The organism is Pseudomonas schmalbachii (assembly GCF_017589465.1).
GTDB classification, from domain to species: domain Bacteria; phylum Pseudomonadota; class Gammaproteobacteria; order Pseudomonadales; family Pseudomonadaceae; genus Pseudomonas; species Pseudomonas schmalbachii.
Genome location: NZ_JAELYA010000002.1, coordinates 312,172 through 330,796 on the forward strand (window position 1 = coordinate 312,172; position 18,625 = coordinate 330,796).

Genomic DNA, 18,625 nt, shown 5'->3' on the forward strand with positions numbered 1-18,625 from the left:
GCGAAAATAGCCGGCATTATCCTGCGATTCGCCAGACCTGTCATGCACAGCCTGCGCGCGGATGCACAGACCACCTCGCCATTCCGACCCTTTGTCCCGGGGACACCTTGCCATGGAATTCCTTGTAAAAAGCGTACGTCCGGAAACCCTGAAAACCGCCACCCTGGTCATCGCCGTCGGCGAAGGCCGCAAGCTGGGCGCGACCGCCCAGGCGGTGGACGCTGCCAGCGGTGGCGCCATCTCGACGCTGCTCAAGCGCGGCGACCTGGCCGGCAAGGTCGGCCAGACCCTGCTGCTGCAAAGCGTGCCCAGCCTGAAGGCGGAGCGCGTCCTGCTGGTCGGAGCCGGAAAGGAACGTGAACTGTCTGACCGCCAGTACCGCAAACTGGTTTCCTCGGTACTCGGCAGTCTGAAGAATCTGGGCGGCGCCGACGCCGCACTGGCGCTTGGCGAACTGGCGGTGAAAGGCCGCAACGCCCACGGCAAGGCGCGCCTGCTGGTGGAAACCCTGGCCGATGGCCTGTACGTGTTCGACCGCTACAAGAGCCAGAAGGCCGATGCGCTCAAGCTGAAGAAGATCACCCTGCTCGCCGACAAGGCCGAAGCCGCGGCCGTCGAACAGGGCAGCAAGGAAGCCCAGGCCATCGCCAACGGCATGGCGCTGACCCGCGATCTCGGCAACCTGCCACCGAACGTCTGCCACCCGACCTTCATGGGCGAGCAGGCCAAGGCGTTGGCCAAGGAGCACAAGAGCCTGAAGGTCGAAGTGCTGGACGAGAAGAAACTGCGCGAACTCGGCATGGGCTCCTTCCTCGCCGTGTCCCAGGGCAGCGAACAGCCGCCGCGACTGATCGTCCTGCAATACAACGGCGGCAAGAAGGACGAGGCGCCGCACGTGCTGGTCGGCAAGGGCATCACCTTCGACACCGGCGGTATCAGCCTGAAGCCGGGCCTCGGCATGGACGAAATGAAGTTCGACATGTGCGGCGCCGCCAGCGTGTTCGGCACCTTCCGCGCGGTGCTGGAGCTGCAACTGCCGATCAACCTGGTCGGCCTGCTCGCCTGCGCCGAGAACATGCCCAGCGGCCGCGCCACCCGCCCGGGCGACATCGTCACCACCATGAGCGGGCAGACCGTGGAAATCCTCAACACCGACGCCGAAGGCCGCCTGGTGCTGTGCGATACCCTGACCTACGCCGAACGCTTCAAGCCGCAGTCGGTGGTCGATATCGCCACCCTCACCGGCGCCTGCATCGTCGCCCTCGGCAGCAACACCTCTGGCCTGATGGGCAACAACGACCAGTTGGTCCGCCAACTGCTCAAGGCCGGCGAAGAAGCCGACGACCGCGCCTGGCAACTGCCGCTGTTCGACGAATACCAGGAGCAGCTGGACAGCCCGTTCGCCGACATCGCCAACATCGGCGGACCGAAGGCGGGCACCATCACTGCCGGCTGCTTCCTCTCGCGCTTCGCCAAGAAATACCACTGGGCGCACCTGGACATCGCCGGCACCGCCTGGATCAGCGGCGGCAAGGAAAAAGGCGCCACCGGCCGCCCGGTACCGCTGCTGACGCAATACCTGCTGGATCGGGCCAAGTAACTGTGTGCTTTTTTGGAGCCCAAAGCGTAGCGAGCGCAGCTCAGGCAAGGCGAAGGCCTGCGAAAAAGCGCAGTTTACGATTGGTAAATGAGCATTTTGAGCAGGCTTTCAACGCAGCATGAGCAAGCGCAGTAGCTTTGGGACCAAAAAATGACGAAGGTCGATTTTTACGTTCTACCCAGCGCCAGTCCGGATGCGCGCCTGACCTTCGCCTGCCGCCTCGCCGCCAAGGCCTGGCGGGAAGGCATGCGCGTCTATCTGCTGTGCGCCGACACGACGCAACGCGATGAAATGGACGCCCGCCTGTGGAGTTTCCGCGGCGAGGCGTTCATCCCGCACAGCGACGTCGAAGAGGATGCCGAGGCCCCGGTCGCACTGGGGCTCGACGCTCCGCCGGAAAGCCAGCGCGACCTGCTGATCAACCTGACCCTCGCCATTCCGGAGTTCGCCGGGCATTTCGCACGGATCGCCGAACTGGTGGTGGAAGAGCCGGCCATCCGCCAGGCGGCACGGGAGAATTTCCGGTCCTACCGCCAGCGCGGCTATCCTTTGCAGGACCATCGTCTGTCGCGTCTTTGAGAGCCCAGCGCCGAACCATGGAAAATCAGAAGCCCCCGAAAGACCCCGACCACCTGCTGGACGACCTCGAGTCGATCCACGAACTGCTCGGCGAGTCGGGCAACGAACCGCCTCTCCTGACCGAATCCTTCGAGCCGGACAGCATTCCGCTGCTCTCCGATGTGGTCACCCCTGCCCCGCGCCCGCCGCAGCCAGCCGCCGAACCGCTGGATGACGATCTGCCGGTGGAGCCGCCGCTGCTGACCATTCCGGCCCCCGGCGCCAACTCGGAACAGGGCCGCCTCGACAGCGAACTGCGCGACGCCGCCCGCACGATCCTGCAGGACGTGATCGACGAGTTCGTGCCGCAGATCGAAGCCGAACTGCAACGCCGCCTGGAAGACCGCCTGCAGTGGATCCTGACCAAGCGCGAGCCCTGACGCGCCGTAGGTTGGGCTGAGCTTGCGAAGCCCAACGCCGCCATCGTTGGGCTTCACTGCGTTCAGCGCCAACATACCCATCCTGCGATCCCGCAGCGCCTGTGGCCGGCAGCGAAGCCCAACCGCTATACTCTCCGGTTTTCCCGTTTAGCCGCCTAAGGGTCCCGCCGCGCATCATGGACAAGACCTACCAGCCCCATGCCATCGAATCTTCCTGGTACCAGACCTGGGAGAAGAGCAACTATTTCGCCCCGCAAGGTTCCGGCGAGCCGTACACCATCATGATCCCGCCGCCGAACGTCACCGGCAGCCTGCACATGGGTCACGGCTTCAACAACGCCATCATGGACGCGCTGATCCGTTTCCGCCGCATGCAGGGCCGCAACACCCTGTGGCAGCCGGGCACCGACCACGCCGGCATCGCCACCCAGATGGTAGTGGAGCGCCAGTTGGCCGCCCAGGGCGTCGCCCGCCATGACCTCGGCCGCGAGAAGTTCCTCGATAAGGTGTGGGAGTGGAAGGAGCAGTCCGGCGGCACCATCACCCGGCAGATCCGCCGCCTGGGCTCGTCGGTGGACTGGTCGCGCGAGCGCTTCACCATGGACGACGGCCTCTCCGAAGCGGTCAAGGAAGCCTTCGTGCGCCTGCACGAGGACGGCCTGATCTACCGCGGCAAGCGTCTGGTCAACTGGGACACCAAGTTCCACACCGCCATTTCCGACCTGGAAGTGGAGAACCATGACGAGAAGGGCCACCTCTGGCACCTGCGCTACCCGCTGGCCGACGGCCACAAGACCGCCGACGGCAAGGACCACCTGGTCGTCGCCACCACCCGCCCGGAAACCATGCTGGGCGACACCGCCGTCGCCGTGCATCCGGAAGACGAGCGCTACCAGGCGCTGATCGGCACCTTCGTCGAGCTGCCGCTGGTAGGCCGGCGCATCCCGATCATCGCCGACGAATACGTCGACCGCGAGTTCGGCACCGGCTGCGTGAAGATCACCCCGGCCCACGACTTCAACGACTACGAAGTCGGCAAGCGCCACAACCTGCCGCTGATCAACATCTTCGACCAGAACGCCGCCGTGCTGGCCACCGCCCAGGTGTTCAACCTCGACGGCAGCGTCAACGCCGACGTGGATGGCAGCCTGCCGGCCGCCTACGCCAACCTCGACCGCTTCGACGCGCGCAAGAAGATCGTCGCCGACTTCGAAGCCGCCGGCCTGCTCGAGAAGATCGACGACCACGCACTGAAGGTACCCAAGGGCGACCGCTCCGGCACCGTCATCGAGCCCTGGCTGACCGACCAGTGGTACGTCTCCACCAAGCCGCTGGCCGAGCCGGCCATCGCCGCCGTGGAAGACGGGCGCATCCAGTTCGTGCCGAAGCAGTACGAGAACATGTACTTCTCCTGGATGCGCGACATCCAGGACTGGTGCATCAGCCGCCAGCTGTGGTGGGGCCACCGCATCCCCGCGTGGTACGACGAGGCGGGCAACGTCTACGTCGGCCGCAACGAGGCGGAAGTCCGCGCCAAGCACAACCTCGGCGAGCAACCGCTGCGCCAGGACGAGGACGTGCTGGACACCTGGTTCAGCTCGGGCCTGTGGACCTTCTCCACCCTCGGCTGGCCGGAACAGACCGAATTCCTCAAGACCTTCCACGCCACCGACGTGCTGGTCACTGGCTTCGACATCATCTTCTTCTGGGTCGCGCGCATGATCATGCTGACCATGCACCTGATCAAGAACGAGGACGGCACGCCGCAGGTACCGTTCAAGACCGTCTACGTCCACGGTCTGGTGCGCGACGGCCAGGGCCAGAAGATGTCCAAGTCCAAGGGCAACGTGCTCGACCCGCTGGATATCGTCGACGGCATCACCCTCGACGCCCTGCTGGAAAAACGCACCAGCGGCATGATGCAGCCGAAGCTTGCGGAGAAGATCGCCAAGCAGACCAAGGCCGAGTTCCCCGAGGGCATCGCCAGCTACGGCACCGACGCGCTGCGCTTCACCTTCTGCTCGCTGGCGTCCACCGGCCGCGACATCAAGTTCGACATGGGCCGCGTCGAGGGCTATCGCAACTTCTGCAACAAGCTGTGGAACGCCGCCAACTTCGTCATCGAGAACACCGATGGCAAGGACACCGGCGTCAACGGCGAGCCGGTCGAGCTGTCCTCGGTGGACCGCTGGATCATCTCGCAACTGCAGCGCACCGAGCAGGAAGTCACCCGCCAGCTCGACGCCTTCCGCTTCGACCTGGCCACCCAGGCCCTCTACGAATTCATCTGGGACGAGTACTGCGCCTGGTACCTGGAGCTGGTCAAGCCGGTGCTGTGGGACGAGAACGCCCCGATCGAGCGCCAGCGCGGCACCCGCCGCACCCTGATCCGCGTGCTGGAAGTGGCGCTGCGCCTGGCGCATCCGTTCATGCCGTTCATCACCGAGGAAATCTGGCAGCGCATCAAGGCCCAGGCCGGCAAGCAGGGCGACACCCTGATGCTGCAACCCTGGCCGGTGGCCGACGAGTCGAAGATCGATGCCGCCGCGGAAGGCGACATCGAGTGGGTCAAGGCGCTGATGCTCGGCGTGCGGCAGATCCGCGGCGAGATGAACATCTCCATGGCCAAGCGCATCGACCTGATCCTCGCCAACGCTTCGCCGGAAGACCATCGCCGCCTGGCCGACAACGAGCCGCTGCTGATGAAGCTGGCCAAGCTGGAAACCATCCGCGTGCTGGCTGCAGGCGAGGAAGCGCCGATGTCCGCCACCGCGCTGGTCGGCGACATGCAGGTACTGGTGCCGATGGCCGGGCTGATCGACAAGACCGCCGAACTGGCGCGCCTGGACAAGGAAATCGCCCGCCTGGATGGCGAGGTCAAGCGCGTCGGCGGCAAGCTGGCCAACGAAGGCTTCGTGGCCAAGGCGCCGGCCGAGGTGATCGAGAAGGAACGCGCCAAACTGTCCGAGGCCGAACAGGCACTCAGCAATCTGCTCGTCCAGCGCGAAAAGATCGCCAGCCTGTAACGATGGAAGCCTGCCCCTTCTTCACGTAATAGCGGGGAAAGCAGGCAGGGCGGGTGCAACCCGCCAACCCGGCAGCGTCATGGCGGGTTTCACCCGCCCTACGCAGTGGGACAGGAAGCACAAAAAAGCCCGTATCTCTCGATACGGGCTTTTTTCGTTCGCCGGCTTACAACCGGGTGCTGTACCAGCTGACCAGCAGCGCCAGCATCAGGCAGCCGTAGCCGAAACGGTAGAAGAAGCGATTCATCCGTGCAGTCGACTCGTCCAGCGCGACGGCCTGGGCTTCGTTCTGCGGCACCAGGCGTGCCGTGGCGCGCTGTTCGCGGCGACGGGTCGCCAGCAGCAGCCAGGCGCCAGCCAGGGTGAAGAACAGGGCCAGATCATTGAGAATCCGCCCGGGATCGGCCAGGAACTGATTCCAGAGGGCCTGCAGCGACATCGAAACCTCCGCTTCAGAACTGCACGCAGGTTATCGAAATAACGCTGAAGGTGAGTCTGTACGACGTGGCGCGCCAGGGACGGCCGCCAGTGAAATGGGAAAGACAGGCGCGGATTGTATACGAACGGACCACCGCGACGGGCCGATTGGCGACGAGCGTAGCGTCATGCTCCGGTAACCTGCAGTTGGCACGCTGCTGGCTAGGGAATCCACACCACTTCTGGCCCACAGCCCCGGAGAATCGCCATGCTCGAGATCGTTCCCCACGAAAACGCATACCTGCTCGAACACCTGGATGAGATCGAGGCCGTCGTCACCGAGCTCTCGTTCAACGTCCAGGATGACCACTGGCTGGTGTACTGCCAGGCCAGCGGCCATGAGCATCTCGACCTGCCCGAAGGCAACGAGCGCATCGGCCTGCTCGACATGGACCCGTTCCACCAGGCGGCATGAGCTGCAATGAAAAAGCCCGGGCAGTTGGCCCGGGCTTTTCGTTTTCCGACGAGACGATCAGCGCTGATTGAGGGTCTGGCCGATGGTCGGGTCCTTGAACACGCGGGTCAGGGCGTCGCTGAGGACGTCGCTGACCAGCTTGCTGTTGGTCGCCTCGTTCGGCGCCATGCCGAAGCGCTGGTTCAGCGACGCGCCATAACGGCCGCTGTAGCGGCGCACGCTGTTCTGCACATCGACGCGGAAGGTCGCGCCGATATCCGCCTCGGTCACGTACATGCCTTCCTTCGGCGACTGGTATTTCAGCTCGGCCAGGGTCAGGGTCAGCTGCGGGGCGTTATAGGCGTTGGGCGACGGCGTGAAGCCGAGCAGACGCACCGCGGCTTCGGCCTGGGCCTGCAGCTTGGGAATCACATCCTGGCTGCGTACGGTGATCGCACTGGTTTCCGCGTACAGGCCGCCACGGGTTCCGAGCGAAGTGTTCGGGCGGCCATCGACGACCCGCACCACCACCGGCTGGCCCTGGCCAACCGCGGTAATCGGGCCCTTGAAGACCGGTTGCGGATTCAGTTGTTGCGGGCTGAGGGCACAGCCGCTCAGGGCCAGGCCGGCAGCGGCGATCAGGCTGAGCAACAAACGAGGCAGCATGCTCATCTCTCCATGGGTTGGGCATTTGATGGCCGGCAGTATACCGGCCGTCGGCTCGCGCTAACAGCGCATGACAATTGGACGCATGGGGAAGAAATCCAGTTCCACGCTCCCGACCATGAACCAGCAACGGGCAGGGCGCCCCACCACGGTGCATGGATCGGGAAAATCCAGAGTACGCCACTAGGAAAAAAGTCTAAGGCGAAGGGTATTTTTTTCATTTCACCGTTATAATCGCCCCCCGATTATAAGGTCGCCTCCTGATCGGGCCCCGCAGAATGACAGCACCCTGTCGCTGCCACACCCTCATAGAGAGTCGCCATTCGCGTCGGTCACTGGCCGGTCGCGCTTTGTAACGCTTGTTGCGCAGAACTTGAGCATGGATGCAGCGTGTCTCCTCCCCCCGAGGTGGACGTGCCCGCAACAACGACTTCCTTTGAGCTTCACGTATCCATAAGAGCGTGATTTGAAGGTTTTTCACTACTTCACGAGAGTGTGGCGAGCAATGAAAAGTTTTGCGTCGGTAGAAGCACCATTAACGCCTGCCCCCGCAGCACTGAACAGCTTTGTCGGCACCGGAGCCACTCTGTACGAAGCCTGATGGCCTCACCACAGACTGATCTGGTTATGTCACGGACAGCGTTGCGTTCCGCCCTGAGGCAACCGGGCCCGAAGGTGCATCACTCCCTCCCCCTTCGTTCTCGGCCGCAACGACGCCCGTATGCGATTGCATCCTCGCCGAACGGCGCCAGGCAATCGTCGATGTCGCGAAGTATCGGAATTGCCGGTCCCCAGCCCCGAACAACGAGGAGAATCGATCTCCCACTCCGGGCTGCCAGTATCGAGCGCCAAGGCGCCAGACGGACCGTCATCAATTTGCTGCTGAAGAATCTGGAGACGCGTTAATGGCGCAGAACAATTACGAAGCACTGGATGTATTGCTGGTTGGCGCCGGCATCATGAGTGCGACCCTTGCAACCCTGCTGAAGGAACTCGATCCCTCCATCAATCTGGAGATCGTCGAACTGCAGGAATCCGGGGCGATCGAAAGCTCCAACCCGTGGAACAACGCCGGCACCGGTCACGCCGGCCTCTGCGAGCTGAACTACACCCCGCAAGCGGCGGATGGCTCCATCGACATCAAGAAAGCCGTCAACATCAACGCCCAGTTCGAGGTTTCCAAGCAGTTCTGGGCCTACATGGTCGGCAAGGACAGCTTTGGCGAGCCGAAGAACTTCATCAACCCGGTCCCGCACATGAGTTTCGTGCGCGGCAAGGACATTCCGTTCCTGAAGAAGCGCCACGAGCTGCTCAGCCAGCACCACGCCTTCGCCGGCATGAAGTACACCGAAGACCGCGCGCAGATCGCCGAGTGGGCACCGCTGACCATGCCTGGCCGCCCGGCCGACGAGCAGGTCGCCGCCACCCGCATGGATAACGGCACCGACGTCAACTTCGGCGCCCTGACCAACCAGTTGCTGGGCTACCTTGCCGCCCAATCGGGCACCCGGGTCAGCTACTTCCAGAAAGTCACCGGCCTGCAGCGCGAAGGCGAAGGCTGGAGCGTCGACATCAAGAACACCCGCACCGGCGAAAACCGCCAGGTCAAGGCGAAGTTCGTCTTCCTCGGTGCCGGCGGCGGTGCGCTGCCGCTCCTGCAAATGTCCGGCATTCCGGAAAGCAAGGGCTTCGGCGGCTTCCCGGTGAGCGGCCAGTGGCTGCGCTGCGACAACCCGGAAGTAGTCAAGCTGCACCAGGCCAAGGTCTACAGCCAGGCCGAAGTGGGCGCCCCGCCGATGTCCGTACCGCACCTGGACACCCGCGTGGTGGATGGCAAGAAGTCCCTGCTGTTCGGACCCTACGCCGGCTTCTCCACCAAGTTCCTGCGCCACGGTTCGTTCCTCGACCTGCCGCTGTCTGTGCGCACCAGCAACCTGATGCCGATGCTCTCGGTCGCCCGCGACAACATGGACCTGACCCGCTACCTGGTGAAGGAAGTCATGCAGTCCATGGACCAGCGCCTGGAATCCCTGCGCAAGTTCTACCCGCAGGCGAAAACCGAGGACTGGCGCCTGGAAACCGCCGGCCAGCGCGTGCAGATCATCAAGAAGGACCCGGAGAAAGGCGGCATCCTGCAGTTCGGTACCGAACTGGTGGCTGCCGAGGACGGCACCATCGCCGCCCTGCTGGGCGCCTCGCCGGGCGCTTCGGTCACCGTGTCGATCATGCTCGGCCTGCTGGAACGCTGCTTCCCCGAGCAGACCCGCTCGGCGCAGTGGACCGCCAAGCTGCTGGAAATCTTCCCGGCCCGCGAGAAGCAACTGGAAACCGATGCCGCGGCCTACCGCGAAATCAACCAGCTGACCAGCGAGCGCCTGCAGCTGAACACCTGATCCGCGTAACACCCACGAAGCCCGCCGCATGGCGGGCTTCGTGTTTTCAGAACCAGTTCAGGATTTAGCGAGCTAGAGCCCAGTTTCAACACCGGCTGGCCGACGCGCAGCAAATCATGAACTGGTTCTGGGGCGTCAGTCGCAACTGATCATCCAGCCCACCCCGAAGCGATCGGTCAGCATGCCGAAACGCTGCGCCCAGAACGTCTTCTCCAGCGGCATGTCGACCCGCCCGCCGTCGGCCAGCGCGGCGAACACCTGCTCGACCTCCACCGGGCCGCGCAGGCTGAGCGACAGCGAAAAGCCGCTGAACGGCAGATGCCTGGCGCCCAGGCCATCGGACATCCATATCTGGGTTTCGCCCACCTGTAAGCTTGCGTGCATCACCTTGTCCGACCAGCCATCTGGTACCTGCGACGGTCCGGGAGCTTCCTCGTAGCGCATCAGCGCCGTTACCTTCGCGCCAAGCGCGTGCTGGTAGAAAGCCAGGGCCTCGTCGCACTGGCCATGGAAGAACAGGTAGGGTCGTACAGCCTGCATGGAAATCTCCTTGCCTTGTCATCCTGACATTCAGTGTAGGTAACCCGGCCACACAGGCACGAAAAAGCCCGCACTCGGCGGGCTCGTTCAGCAGCGGAGGAATCAGCCGCGCGCGGCCTTGATCACCTCGATGTACGGCTCGGCCATGCGCTGGTCCTGGATCAGCGCGACGAAGTCGTTGCCCTTGGCATCCTTGGCGCCGAGGTCGTAGCCGGCTTCGACGAAGAAGCCGACGAAGCGCTCGAAGTCGTCGATGCGCAGGCCACGGTAGGCCTTGATCAGCTTGTGCAGCGACGGCGGCGTGTCATCGGCCGGCTCCACGTCGAGGAACAGCTTGATCGCCTCGTCGCCGATCTCTTCGCCAATCACTTGCTTCTTGTCTTTACGCATCGCTCGCATCTCTCCACGGCTTGTCTCGACGCGCAACGGCAAGGGCCGGGCGCCACACGGAGGCGGGAGTTTAACCCCGCCGGGCCGCACGGCTCAACGCGCGCGCACCGCGCCGGTGTGCAGGTCGGCCCAGATGTGGCCGCTGGGATAGCTGAGGAACTGGCAGTAGACGGTATTGTTGCGCAGCAGGTCGATCAGCTGCGGGTAGGCGGAAAGCGGGTAATACAGGTTCAGGGTCCGCGTCTTGCCGTCGTAGGTCGGCTTCTTCAGGCTCTTGCCCTCGGCATCGAAGCTGATCAGCACCTGCCTGATCTGCGCACCCTTGTTCAGGGCCTTGCCTTTCAGGCGCAGCAGGGCGGGCGTGGTGATCGGGATCGGCTGCTGGTTCGACTGCCGCTGGTTGCCCAGCACCACGCTGTACTCGGTGACCTGCATGAGCTGCTGCTGGTCCGGCGCGTCGCCGCGCACCTCGGCCTCGTCCGGCGGCAGGAACTGGGCGTGCATGGGCGGGTTTTCGGCTGCGGCGAGCGGCAGGCTGAGCAGGAGCGCCAGCGCGACGCACAGGCTACGGATGGACATCGTCATCTCCGCGGAAAGTGGCGGAGCACTCTAGCACGGCCCCTGCGGCACAGCGATGAATGGTACGTAGGTTGGTGCTGAACGCAGTGAAGCCCAACATCTGTCTGGCCTGGCAACGTTGGGCTTCGCAGGCTCAGCCCAACCTACCGCAGCCAGGGTGTTACAGGCCCTTGACCGCGTAGATGCCCGGCGCGTTGCGCCAGTAGCCCTTGTAGTCCATGCCGTAGCCGAAGATGTAGCGGTCGATGCAGGACAGCCCGACGTAGTCGGCCTTCAGGTCCGGGCGCGCCTTGCGGCCGTGATCCTTGTCGATCAGCACGGCGGTGTGCACCTTGCGGGCGCCGGCGTGGCGGCAGAAATCGATGATCGCCGAGAGGGTGTGCCCTTCGTCGAGGATGTCGTCGATGATCAGCACGTCGCGATCGATGAAGGAAACCTCCGGCTTGGCCTTCCAGAACAGCTCGCCGCCGGTGGTTTCGTTGCGGTAGCGGGTGGCGTGCAGGTAGGAAGCTTCCAGCGGGAAGTTCAGCTTCGGCAGCAGCTTGCCGGAGAAGATCAGGCCGCCGTTCATCACACAGAACACGACCGGGTTGCTTTCGGCCAGCTCGCCGTTGATCGCTTCGGCGACGCGGCTGATGGCGGCTTCCACCTCGGCCTCGTTGTAAAGGCAATCGGCTTCGGCCATGACTTGGCGAATGTGCGCGAGATCGGCGGACATGAGGGCTCTCCCGAAAAAAGTGCGCAAACTTACTCGCCCGTCTGCCATGGAGCAAGTGCCAGCGGACGAATGTAGACCACAATCATCGCCCAAGATGTCTAGGATGCATTACGCTACCGCACTTTTTTTGCCCAGCCTGACGGAGAGCCCACCTCATGCCCGTGTTCGAGATTCGTCACCCACTGATCCGTCACAAGATCGGCCTGATGCGCCGCCACGATATCAGCACCAAGAATTTCCGCGAGCTGGCGCAGGAAGTGGGCGCCCTGCTCACCTATGAGGCGACCAAGGACCTGCCGCTGGAAAACTATGAAATCGAAGGCTGGGCCGGCCCGGTTCAGGTCGAGAAGATCTCCGGCAAGAAGATCACCGTGGTGCCGATCCTGCGCGCCGGCATCGGCATGCTCGACGGTGTGCTCAGCCTGATCCCCGGAGCCAAGGTCAGCGCCGTCGGCGTCGCCCGCAACGAGGAAACCCTGGAAGCACGCACCTATCTGGAAAAGCTGGTTCCGGAGATCGACGAGCGCCTGGCAATGATCATCGACCCGATGCTCGCCACCGGCGGTTCCATGGTCGCCACCATCGACCTGCTGAAGAAGGCCGGCTGCAAGGAAATCCGCGCCATGGTGCTGGTCGCCGCGCCGGAAGGCATCAAGGCGGTGGCGGACGCCCATCCCGATGTGAAGATATTCACCGCCTCCATCGACCAGTGCCTCAACGAGCACGGCTACATCATCCCCGGCCTGGGCGATGCCGGCGACAAGATCTTCGGCACCAAGCAGAAGGACAACTGATCCATGGCCGATGAATTCAACGAGCCGCTCTGGCGGCAGGTCATCTCCGGCGCGCAGATGCTCTTCGTGGCCTTCGGCGCCCTGGTGCTGATGCCGCTGATCACCGGCCTCGACCCGAACGTCGCGCTGTTCACCGCCGGTTTCGGCACCCTCATGTTCCAGTTGGTCACCGGCCGCCAGGTGCCGGTGTTCCTCGCCTCCAGCTTCGCCTTCATCACCCCGATCATTCTCGCCAAGGGCCAGTTCGGCCTCGCCGCGACCATGGGCGGCGTGGTCGCCGCGGGCTTCGTCTACACCTTCCTCGGCCTGGCGGTGAAGATAAAAGGCACCGGCTTCATCGACCGCCTGCTGCCGCCGGTGGTGATCGGCCCGGTGATCATTTCCATCGGCCTGGCCATGGCGCCGATCGCCGCCAACATGGCGATGGGCAAGGCCGGCGACGGCACCGAACTGATTCCCTATCGCACGGCGATGCTGATTTCCATGCCGGCGCTGGTCACCACCCTGATCGTCGCGGTATTCGCCCGCGGCATGCTGCGCCTGGTGCCGATCATCTCTGGCGTACTGGTCGGCTATGCATTGGCATTCGTCTTCGGCGTCGTCGACACCGCCAAGATCCTCGCTGCCCCATGGCTGGAAATACCGGCCTTCACCGCACCGGAATTCAACCTGCAGGCGATTCTGTTCATCGTCCCCGTCGCTCTCGCTCCAGCCATCGAGCACATCGGCGGGGTGATCGCGGTGGGCGGCGTGACCGGCCGCAACTACCTGAAGAAACCCGGCCTGCACCGCACCCTGCTCGGCGACGGTATTGCCACTTCGACAGCCGGCCTGTTCGGCGGCCCGCCGAACACCACCTACGCCGAAGTCACCGGCGCGGTGATGCTGACCAAGAACTACAACCCGAAGATCATGACCTGGGCCGCGCTGTTCGCCATCGGCCTGGCCTTCGTCGGCAAGTTCGGCGCCATCCTGCAGAGCATCCCGATCCCGGTGATGGGCGGCATCCTCTGCCTGCTGTTCGGCACCATCGCCTCGGTGGGCATGAACACCCTGATCCGCCACAAGGTCGACCTGTCCCAGGCGCGCAACCTGTGCATCGTTTCGGTCACGCTGGTGTTCGGCATCGGCGGCGTACTGATCGGCACCGGCACCGGCCCGGATGACTTCGGCCTGAAGGGCATCGCCCTCTGCGCGATTGTCGCCATCCTCCTCAACTTCATCCTGCCGGGTGAGGAAGGCTGGGAAAACAAGGCGCTCGAAGAAGGCTCCCGTCCGGACGAAGCGGAATAAGCGTCCCGGCCCTGGGAACAGGGCCGGGCTTCTGTCTCCGAAGCACAACGAACACCCGGCCGCCACGACGGTCCACACTGCATGGAAACTGTATTCACCCCTCGATGCGCAGCCAGCATGACGGCGCGCACTCGATCCGGCATGGTGCCCCGGCCATGAAGCGTGGGTACTGGCTGCTGGCGGGCTTGCTCTGCGCCTCGGCCATACCGCTGATCCTCGGCGGCCGGCAGATGTTCGAGCAGGTGGCAAGGTTTCCCCTCGGCACCCTGCTGCTGATGTTCGGCATGATCGTGCTGTGCTGGCTGATCAACGCCCAGAAGCTGCGCGTCCTGCTCGCCGGTCGCGCCGGGCGGATCGGCCAGGCGCAGTCGGTCGGCATCATCATGGCATCGGAATTCGCCTTCTATGCCACACCGGGCGGGACCGGCGGTCCACTGACCCTGATGGCTCTACTGGCCCGGCGCGGCATGCGGCCGGCGCAAAGCAGCGCGATCTTCGCGGTCGACCAGCTCAGCGACCTGCTGTTCTTCCTCTGCGCGCTGATCGGCGTGCTGTGCTATGCGCTCTCCCACACGCTGAGCCCCGATCTGGAAGGCTCGCTGGCGCTGGGCGCGCTGTTCCTTGGCGGCCTCCTGGTCGGCGTGGTCCTGCTGGGGCGCTTCCAGCGCCAGGTGATCCGCCTCAACGGCCGTCTGCTCGACCGCCTGCAGGTCTCGCCGCTCAAGCGCCTGCGCTGGAGCAGGAAGCTCCTGCACTTCCGCGACAGCCTCGCCATCAGCCTGCGCCAGCCGAAACGTACCCTGCTGCTGGTGTTCCTGCTGACCACCTGCCACTGGACGCTGCGTTTCAGCGTGCTCTACCTGACCTTGCACGCGTTAGGAGAGGAACTGCAGTGGGCCTGGACCTTCCTGATCCAGCTGCTGTCGCTGGTAGCCGGCCTGGCCACGCTGCTGCCGGGCGGCGCAGGCAGCACCGAACTGACCTCGGCGGCGCTGCTGGCACCGCTGGTGGGCAAACCCACTGCGGCGGCGGCGATCCTGATCTGGCGGGTGGTGACCTACTACTTCTACCTGATCGCGGGCGGACCGGTATTCGCCCTGGTGGCCGGGCGGCCATTGCTGAAGAAAATCATCGGCACGTAGGATGGGCTGAGGAACGAAGCCCAACAGCTTTCGTTGGGCTTCACTGCGTTCAGCGCCAACCTACGCGCAACTCCCCAGCGTCGTAGGATGGGTTGAGCGAAGCGATACCCATGCGGGTTCGGCAATGACGGGTATCGAACTACGCCCAGCCCACCTACGTTGAACCGGGCTTTTCCTGATCGTCCTCTTCCGAGGACCCGGCCTGAACGCGCTGCCACAGCTCGGCGGCACCGGGAAACTCGGTGCCGTCCTCCTCGCCCAGCGCATCGATGTCATAGCGGGCGGTGCAACCCTCGCCGAGGATCGGCGGCGGGGTTGCGGTTCCGGGACTCTTCGGATCGGACATGGCCGCATCCTCCTGCCTGGCAGCGCCCGCCAGGCGTATCAGTCGAAGACCACCGTCTTGTTGTCGTGCACCAGTACGCGGTCTTCCAGGTGATAGCGCAAGCCGCGGGCGAGCACCATCTTTTCCACATCCTTGCCGAGCCGCACCATCTCCTCGACGTTGTCGCGATGGGTGACGCGCACTACGTCCTGCTCGATGATCGGGCCGGCATCCAGCTCTTCGGTCACGTAGTGGCAGGTGGCGCCGATCAGCTTGACCCCACGCATCGACGCCTGGTGGTAAGGCTTGGCGCCAATGAACGAGGGCAGGAAGCTGTGATGGATGTTGATCACCTGGTGACGGTACTTCTGGCACAGGTCCGGCGGCAGGATCTGCATGTAGCGCGCCAGCACGATGTTGTCGGCGCGGTGCTCGTCGATCAGGCGCGACACCTCGGCGAAGGCCGGCAGCTTGTCCTTCGGATCGACCGGTACATGGAAGTAGGGAATGCCATGCCATTCCACCATGCTGCGCAGGTCGTCGTGGTTGGCGATCACGCAGGGGATTTCGCAATCCAGCTCGCCGCTGTGCCAGCGGTGCAGCAGGTCGGCCAGGCAGTGCGACTCGCGGCTGGCCATCAGTACCACGCGCTTCTTCACCGAGGAATCGGTGACCCGCCAGTCCATGGAGAACTCGCGGGCGATCGGGGCGAACGCCTGACGGAATACGTCCAGATCGAACGGCAAGGAATCGGCGCGGATTTCATGGCGCATGAAGAACCAGCCGCTGTCATTATCGGAATGATGACTGGCTTCGGTGATCCAGCCGTTATAAGTGGCCAGGAAATTACTCACCTTGGCGACGATCCCAACCCTGTCAGGACAGGCGATCACCAGTCGGAAAGTGCGCATGGGGTGTACTCCAGATACTTCGCGAAGGGCGCCATTCTAGGCGTTGGGAGGGAGTGCCGTCGAGCGAAGGGCGGTTTCCGCAATTCACTCCGCAGGACAGCGATTACCGCCCCATGAATGCACACTCCGCGCAGGGTTATAACGCGTCCCTCTGAATGCGCGACAAATGCGGGCTCCAAGTAACAGTGCAGGGCCGGAAAATTTCCGCAGTCCACTATCGCCGGCAAAGCCCCGGAAAATCGAGACCTCGGAAGTCAATTGGCGAAATGTCGGCCAACAAACTTGGTGTCCAATGATAAACAGTGACAAAACTTTGAGATTCGGTTTACTTGAACATATCCGCTGACTATTATTGATGGCACAGCAATAACCACTACCTAGAAAATAGCTACAAGGTACCCAGACATGTCCCTGATCAACGAGTACCGCGCCACAGAGGAAGCCATCAAGGAACTTCAAGAGCGCCTGAAAAACCTTGAGAAAGACGACAAGCTCAAGAAGGAACTGGAGTTCGAAGAAAAACTCCGGGCCCTGATGGGCAGCTACCAGAAGTCCCTGCGCGACATCATCTCCCTGCTCGATCCGGACGCCAAACTCGGCAAGCCTTCGCGCGCTGCCAAGGCTACCGGCAGCAAGCGTGCTCGCAAGGTCAAGCAGTACAAGAACCCGAACACCGGCGAAGTCATCGAAACCAAGGGCGGCAACCACAAGACCCTGAAGGAATGGAAGGCCAAGTGGGGTGCGGATACCGTCGAAAGCTGGGCCACTCTGCTCGGCTGATTCGAATCGGCAATAAAAGAACGCCAGCTTCGGCTGGCGTTTTTTATTTCTTGCTGAAATATTTCAGCCGTTACAGCGAATAGCGTTCGCGCAATTGCCGGGCATGGGACTGCCAGGCTTCCAGCAATGCCCGATTTCCGCCCTCCGCCTCCTGCAGCTGCGTCGTCAATGCCGCATCGAAGTTTTCCAGCGTATTCGGCGCGCCGTACTCCGCGACACTCAGGCGCTGACGGCAGAAATTCCACCACTCCTGCTGTTCCGTAGCGTTCAAAGTTTCCGGGAAATTCCGTGCGCGATATCGGAACAATAGTTCCGGAAGTCGCGGATCATCGAACGGCCATTGCTCTTTGGCCAAACGCTGCGGATCGGCCAGACGCACCTGCTCGCACAAGCGCCGATCCCGATCGCCAATAAATCCGTCATATAACTGCTGTTCGGGATCTTCGCTGGCGGCGAAACTTTCCTCGGCATATATCTCGGCCAGCTTGTCCTTCCAGACAGATTTTCCTTCCACCAGCAACGTTTCATTGCGCCGGCACTCTTCCATATCCACGCCGATACGCTCGCGATCCGCCGGACGCAGGACATTCAGCGGCGCCAGCACCGGGCAGCGATTGACATGCACCAGCTTCAGCGGCACCGGCAGCTCGCCGTCCGCCAGTTCCTCGCGCCGGGTGTAGAGGCGCTTGCGCAGGGTTTCCGCATCCAGTTCCAGCAGCGGCGCCGGATCGGCGCGCAGGTCGCAGACGATCAGGGCGTTGCGGTTGCGCGGGTGCCAGGCCAGCGGCAGGACCAGCGACAGGTAATGCCGGGCGGCGGAAAAGCGTCCGGAAATATGCACCAGCGGCTGCAGCAGACGAATCTGGTCGAGCACGCCCTGCTTGCTGCGCAGACGGTAGAGGAAGTCGTACAGCTTCGGCTGGCGATCGCGGATCAGCCGCGCCAGGGCGATGGTTGCGCGCACGTCGGAAAGCGCGTCGTGCGCCTGGCCGTGTTCGAGCCCGTTGGCCTCGGTGAGGCGCTCCAGCTTCAGGGTCACCTGCCCGTCCTGCTGCGGCCAGACGATGCCTTCGGGGCGCAGCGCATACGCAGTGCGCACCATGTCGATCAGGTCCCAGCGGCTGTTGCCGCCCTGCCATTCGCGGGCGTAGGGATCGAAGAAATTGCGGTAGAGGCTGTAGCGGGTCACTTCGTCGTCGAAGCGCAGCGTGTTGTAGCCGGCCACGCAGGTGCCTGGCTGGGCCAGTTGGGTGTGCAGGCGGGTCATGAACTCGGCTTCGGAGAGCCCCCGTTCCTCCAGGCGCTGCGGGCTGATGCCGGTGATCAGGCAGGCGACGGGATGCGGCAGGATGTCATCGCTGGGCCGGCAATAGAGATTCAGCGGTTCGCCGATCTCGTTGAGCGCCTCGTCGGTGCGGATGCCGGCAACCTGCAGCGGACGGTCGCGGCGCGGGTCCGTTCCGGTGGTTTCGTAGTCGTACCAGAAGATGCTGGCGTTCATGGCGCTCCCTCTTTCCGTGAACGCGGCAGTCTACCACCGCGTTCACCCGGCAATGTGCGAAAGCGCCGATGCTCGACGCGGCCGGTTGCCTCGCCGCG

The 18,625-nt window shown here is 63.6% G+C and carries 19 protein-coding genes; 10 read left to right on the plus strand and 9 right to left on the minus strand.

Going from position 1 to position 18,625, the window contains the following annotated elements; translation table 11 throughout:
• Window positions 1–112 precede the first annotated feature (112 nt).
• From JFY56_RS06905 to JFY56_RS06920, 4 genes are all read left to right on the plus strand, one after another.
• Complete coding sequence (locus tag JFY56_RS06905) at window positions 113–1,600, plus strand: leucyl aminopeptidase (protein ID WP_208312793.1); 1,488 nt, start codon at window positions 113–115, stop codon at window positions 1,598–1,600.
• Between the two features lie 150 nt (window positions 1,601–1,750).
• Window positions 1,751–2,179 (plus strand): DNA polymerase III subunit chi, encoded by a 429-nt coding sequence (locus JFY56_RS06910; RefSeq protein ID WP_208312794.1) that lies wholly within the window; start codon window positions 1,751–1,753, stop codon window positions 2,177–2,179.
• A 17-nt stretch (window positions 2,180–2,196) separates the two neighbouring features.
• Window positions 2,197–2,598, plus strand: a complete 402-nt coding sequence (locus JFY56_RS06915) for a DNA polymerase III subunit chi (RefSeq protein WP_208312795.1) — start codon at window positions 2,197–2,199, stop codon at window positions 2,596–2,598.
• A 176-nt stretch (window positions 2,599–2,774) separates the two neighbouring features.
• A complete protein-coding gene (locus JFY56_RS06920) occupies window positions 2,775–5,624 on the plus strand; it encodes a valine--tRNA ligase (RefSeq protein ID WP_208312796.1) in 2,850 nt (949 codons plus the stop codon).
• A 166-nt stretch (window positions 5,625–5,790) separates the two neighbouring features.
• Here the strand turns inward: JFY56_RS06920 and JFY56_RS06925 are convergent, their stop codons facing one another.
• Window positions 5,791–6,063 (minus strand): hypothetical protein, encoded by a 273-nt coding sequence (locus tag JFY56_RS06925; RefSeq protein WP_208312797.1) that lies wholly within the window; start codon window positions 6,061–6,063, stop codon window positions 5,791–5,793.
• Between the two features lie 246 nt (window positions 6,064–6,309).
• Here JFY56_RS06925 and JFY56_RS06930 point away from each other — a divergent pair, with 246 nt between their 5' ends.
• Window positions 6,310–6,516, plus strand: coding sequence for a hypothetical protein (locus tag JFY56_RS06930; protein WP_208312798.1), 207 nt, complete (start codon window positions 6,310–6,312; stop codon window positions 6,514–6,516).
• 57 nt (window positions 6,517–6,573) lie between these two features.
• On the opposite strand, the gene JFY56_RS06935 is transcribed toward JFY56_RS06930, so the two are convergent.
• The gene (locus JFY56_RS06935; RefSeq protein ID WP_208312799.1) at window positions 6,574–7,161 is read right to left on the minus strand and encodes a YajG family lipoprotein; all 588 of its coding nucleotides are present in this window, start codon (window positions 7,159–7,161) and stop codon (window positions 6,574–6,576) included.
• Between the two features lie 905 nt (window positions 7,162–8,066).
• Between JFY56_RS06935 and mqo the strand changes: the two genes are divergently transcribed.
• On the plus strand, window positions 8,067–9,554 hold the full coding sequence (mqo, locus tag JFY56_RS06940; protein WP_208312800.1) for a malate dehydrogenase (quinone): 1,488 nt from the start codon (window positions 8,067–8,069) through the stop codon (window positions 9,552–9,554).
• A gap of 135 nt (window positions 9,555–9,689) precedes the next feature.
• Here mqo and JFY56_RS06945 read toward each other — a convergent pair whose 3' ends face one another.
• The 4 genes from JFY56_RS06945 to JFY56_RS06960 form a co-directional block, all read right to left on the minus strand.
• The gene (locus tag JFY56_RS06945; protein ID WP_208312801.1) at window positions 9,690–10,094 is read right to left on the minus strand and encodes a VOC family protein; all 405 of its coding nucleotides are present in this window, start codon (window positions 10,092–10,094) and stop codon (window positions 9,690–9,692) included.
• A gap of 102 nt (window positions 10,095–10,196) precedes the next feature.
• Window positions 10,197–10,484: a PA4642 family protein gene (locus JFY56_RS06950; RefSeq protein WP_208312802.1), complete on the minus strand. Its 288-nt coding sequence runs from the start codon at window positions 10,482–10,484 to the stop codon at window positions 10,197–10,199.
• 93 nt (window positions 10,485–10,577) lie between these two features.
• Window positions 10,578–11,069 carry a hypothetical protein gene (locus tag JFY56_RS06955; protein WP_236032475.1) on the minus strand — a complete coding sequence of 164 codons (492 nt, stop codon included), beginning with the start codon at window positions 11,067–11,069 and terminating at the stop codon, window positions 10,578–10,580.
• Between the two features lie 154 nt (window positions 11,070–11,223).
• Window positions 11,224–11,781, minus strand: coding sequence for a hypoxanthine-guanine phosphoribosyltransferase (locus JFY56_RS06960; RefSeq protein ID WP_208312804.1), 558 nt, complete (start codon window positions 11,779–11,781; stop codon window positions 11,224–11,226).
• A 155-nt stretch (window positions 11,782–11,936) separates the two neighbouring features.
• Between JFY56_RS06960 and upp the strand changes: the two genes are divergently transcribed.
• The 3 genes from upp to JFY56_RS06975 all read left to right on the plus strand — a co-directional run bounded on the left by upp (window position 11,937) and on the right by JFY56_RS06975 (window position 15,010).
• The gene (upp, locus tag JFY56_RS06965) at window positions 11,937–12,575 is read left to right on the plus strand and encodes a uracil phosphoribosyltransferase (RefSeq protein ID WP_208312805.1); all 639 of its coding nucleotides are present in this window, start codon (window positions 11,937–11,939) and stop codon (window positions 12,573–12,575) included.
• Between the two features lie 3 nt (window positions 12,576–12,578).
• On the plus strand, window positions 12,579–13,868 hold the full coding sequence (locus tag JFY56_RS06970; protein ID WP_208312806.1) for a uracil-xanthine permease family protein: 1,290 nt from the start codon (window positions 12,579–12,581) through the stop codon (window positions 13,866–13,868).
• A gap of 155 nt (window positions 13,869–14,023) precedes the next feature.
• Window positions 14,024–15,010 carry a lysylphosphatidylglycerol synthase transmembrane domain-containing protein gene (locus JFY56_RS06975; RefSeq protein ID WP_208312807.1) on the plus strand — a complete coding sequence of 329 codons (987 nt, stop codon included), beginning with the start codon at window positions 14,024–14,026 and terminating at the stop codon, window positions 15,008–15,010.
• 154 nt (window positions 15,011–15,164) lie between these two features.
• Here the strand turns inward: JFY56_RS06975 and JFY56_RS06980 are convergent, their stop codons facing one another.
• Both JFY56_RS06980 and purU read right to left on the minus strand, forming a co-directional pair.
• Window positions 15,165–15,356, minus strand: a complete 192-nt coding sequence (locus JFY56_RS06980; RefSeq protein ID WP_208312808.1) for a hypothetical protein — start codon at window positions 15,354–15,356, stop codon at window positions 15,165–15,167.
• Window positions 15,357–15,394: 38 nt separating this feature from the next.
• Complete coding sequence (gene purU / locus JFY56_RS06985) at window positions 15,395–16,246, minus strand: formyltetrahydrofolate deformylase (protein ID WP_208312809.1); 852 nt, start codon at window positions 16,244–16,246, stop codon at window positions 15,395–15,397.
• Window positions 16,247–16,651: 405 nt separating this feature from the next.
• Between purU and mvaT the strand changes: the two genes are divergently transcribed.
• On the plus strand, window positions 16,652–17,026 hold the full coding sequence (gene mvaT, locus JFY56_RS06990) for a histone-like nucleoid-structuring protein MvaT (protein WP_208312810.1): 375 nt from the start codon (window positions 16,652–16,654) through the stop codon (window positions 17,024–17,026).
• 70 nt (window positions 17,027–17,096) lie between these two features.
• On the opposite strand, the gene sbcB is transcribed toward mvaT, so the two are convergent.
• The gene (gene sbcB / locus JFY56_RS06995; RefSeq protein ID WP_208312811.1) at window positions 17,097–18,527 is read right to left on the minus strand and encodes an exodeoxyribonuclease I; all 1,431 of its coding nucleotides are present in this window, start codon (window positions 18,525–18,527) and stop codon (window positions 17,097–17,099) included.
• Between the last annotated feature and the right edge of the window lie 98 nt (window positions 18,528–18,625).

Bases quoted from the DNA above. Each gene is read 5' to 3' on its own strand.
- JFY56_RS06905 (WP_208312793.1), top strand. From the start codon at position 113: ATGGAATTCCTTGTAAAAAGCGTACGTCCGGAAACCCTGAAAACCGCC.
- JFY56_RS06910 (WP_208312794.1), top strand. From the start codon at position 1,751: ATGACGAAGGTCGATTTTTACGTTCTACCCAGCGCCAGTCCGGATGCG.
- JFY56_RS06915 (WP_208312795.1), top strand. From the start codon at position 2,197: ATGGAAAATCAGAAGCCCCCGAAAGACCCCGACCACCTGCTGGACGAC.
- JFY56_RS06920 (WP_208312796.1), top strand. From the start codon at position 2,775: ATGGACAAGACCTACCAGCCCCATGCCATCGAATCTTCCTGGTACCAG.
- JFY56_RS06925 (WP_208312797.1), bottom strand. From the start codon at position 6,063: ATGTCGCTGCAGGCCCTCTGGAATCAGTTCCTGGCCGATCCCGGGCGG.
- JFY56_RS06930 (WP_208312798.1), top strand. From the start codon at position 6,310: ATGCTCGAGATCGTTCCCCACGAAAACGCATACCTGCTCGAACACCTG.
- JFY56_RS06935 (WP_208312799.1), bottom strand. From the start codon at position 7,161: ATGCTGCCTCGTTTGTTGCTCAGCCTGATCGCCGCTGCCGGCCTGGCC.
- mqo (WP_208312800.1), top strand. From the start codon at position 8,067: ATGGCGCAGAACAATTACGAAGCACTGGATGTATTGCTGGTTGGCGCC.
- JFY56_RS06945 (WP_208312801.1), bottom strand. From the start codon at position 10,094: ATGCAGGCTGTACGACCCTACCTGTTCTTCCATGGCCAGTGCGACGAG.
- JFY56_RS06950 (WP_208312802.1), bottom strand. From the start codon at position 10,484: ATGCGTAAAGACAAGAAGCAAGTGATTGGCGAAGAGATCGGCGACGAG.
- JFY56_RS06955 (WP_236032475.1), bottom strand. From the start codon at position 11,069: ATGACGATGTCCATCCGTAGCCTGTGCGTCGCGCTGGCGCTCCTGCTC.
- JFY56_RS06960 (WP_208312804.1), bottom strand. From the start codon at position 11,781: ATGTCCGCCGATCTCGCGCACATTCGCCAAGTCATGGCCGAAGCCGAT.
- upp (WP_208312805.1), top strand. From the start codon at position 11,937: ATGCCCGTGTTCGAGATTCGTCACCCACTGATCCGTCACAAGATCGGC.
- JFY56_RS06970 (WP_208312806.1), top strand. From the start codon at position 12,579: ATGGCCGATGAATTCAACGAGCCGCTCTGGCGGCAGGTCATCTCCGGC.
- JFY56_RS06975 (WP_208312807.1), top strand. From the start codon at position 14,024: ATGAAGCGTGGGTACTGGCTGCTGGCGGGCTTGCTCTGCGCCTCGGCC.
- JFY56_RS06980 (WP_208312808.1), bottom strand. From the start codon at position 15,356: ATGTCCGATCCGAAGAGTCCCGGAACCGCAACCCCGCCGCCGATCCTC.
- purU (WP_208312809.1), bottom strand. From the start codon at position 16,246: ATGCGCACTTTCCGACTGGTGATCGCCTGTCCTGACAGGGTTGGGATC.
- mvaT (WP_208312810.1), top strand. From the start codon at position 16,652: ATGTCCCTGATCAACGAGTACCGCGCCACAGAGGAAGCCATCAAGGAA.
- sbcB (WP_208312811.1), bottom strand. From the start codon at position 18,527: ATGAACGCCAGCATCTTCTGGTACGACTACGAAACCACCGGAACGGAC.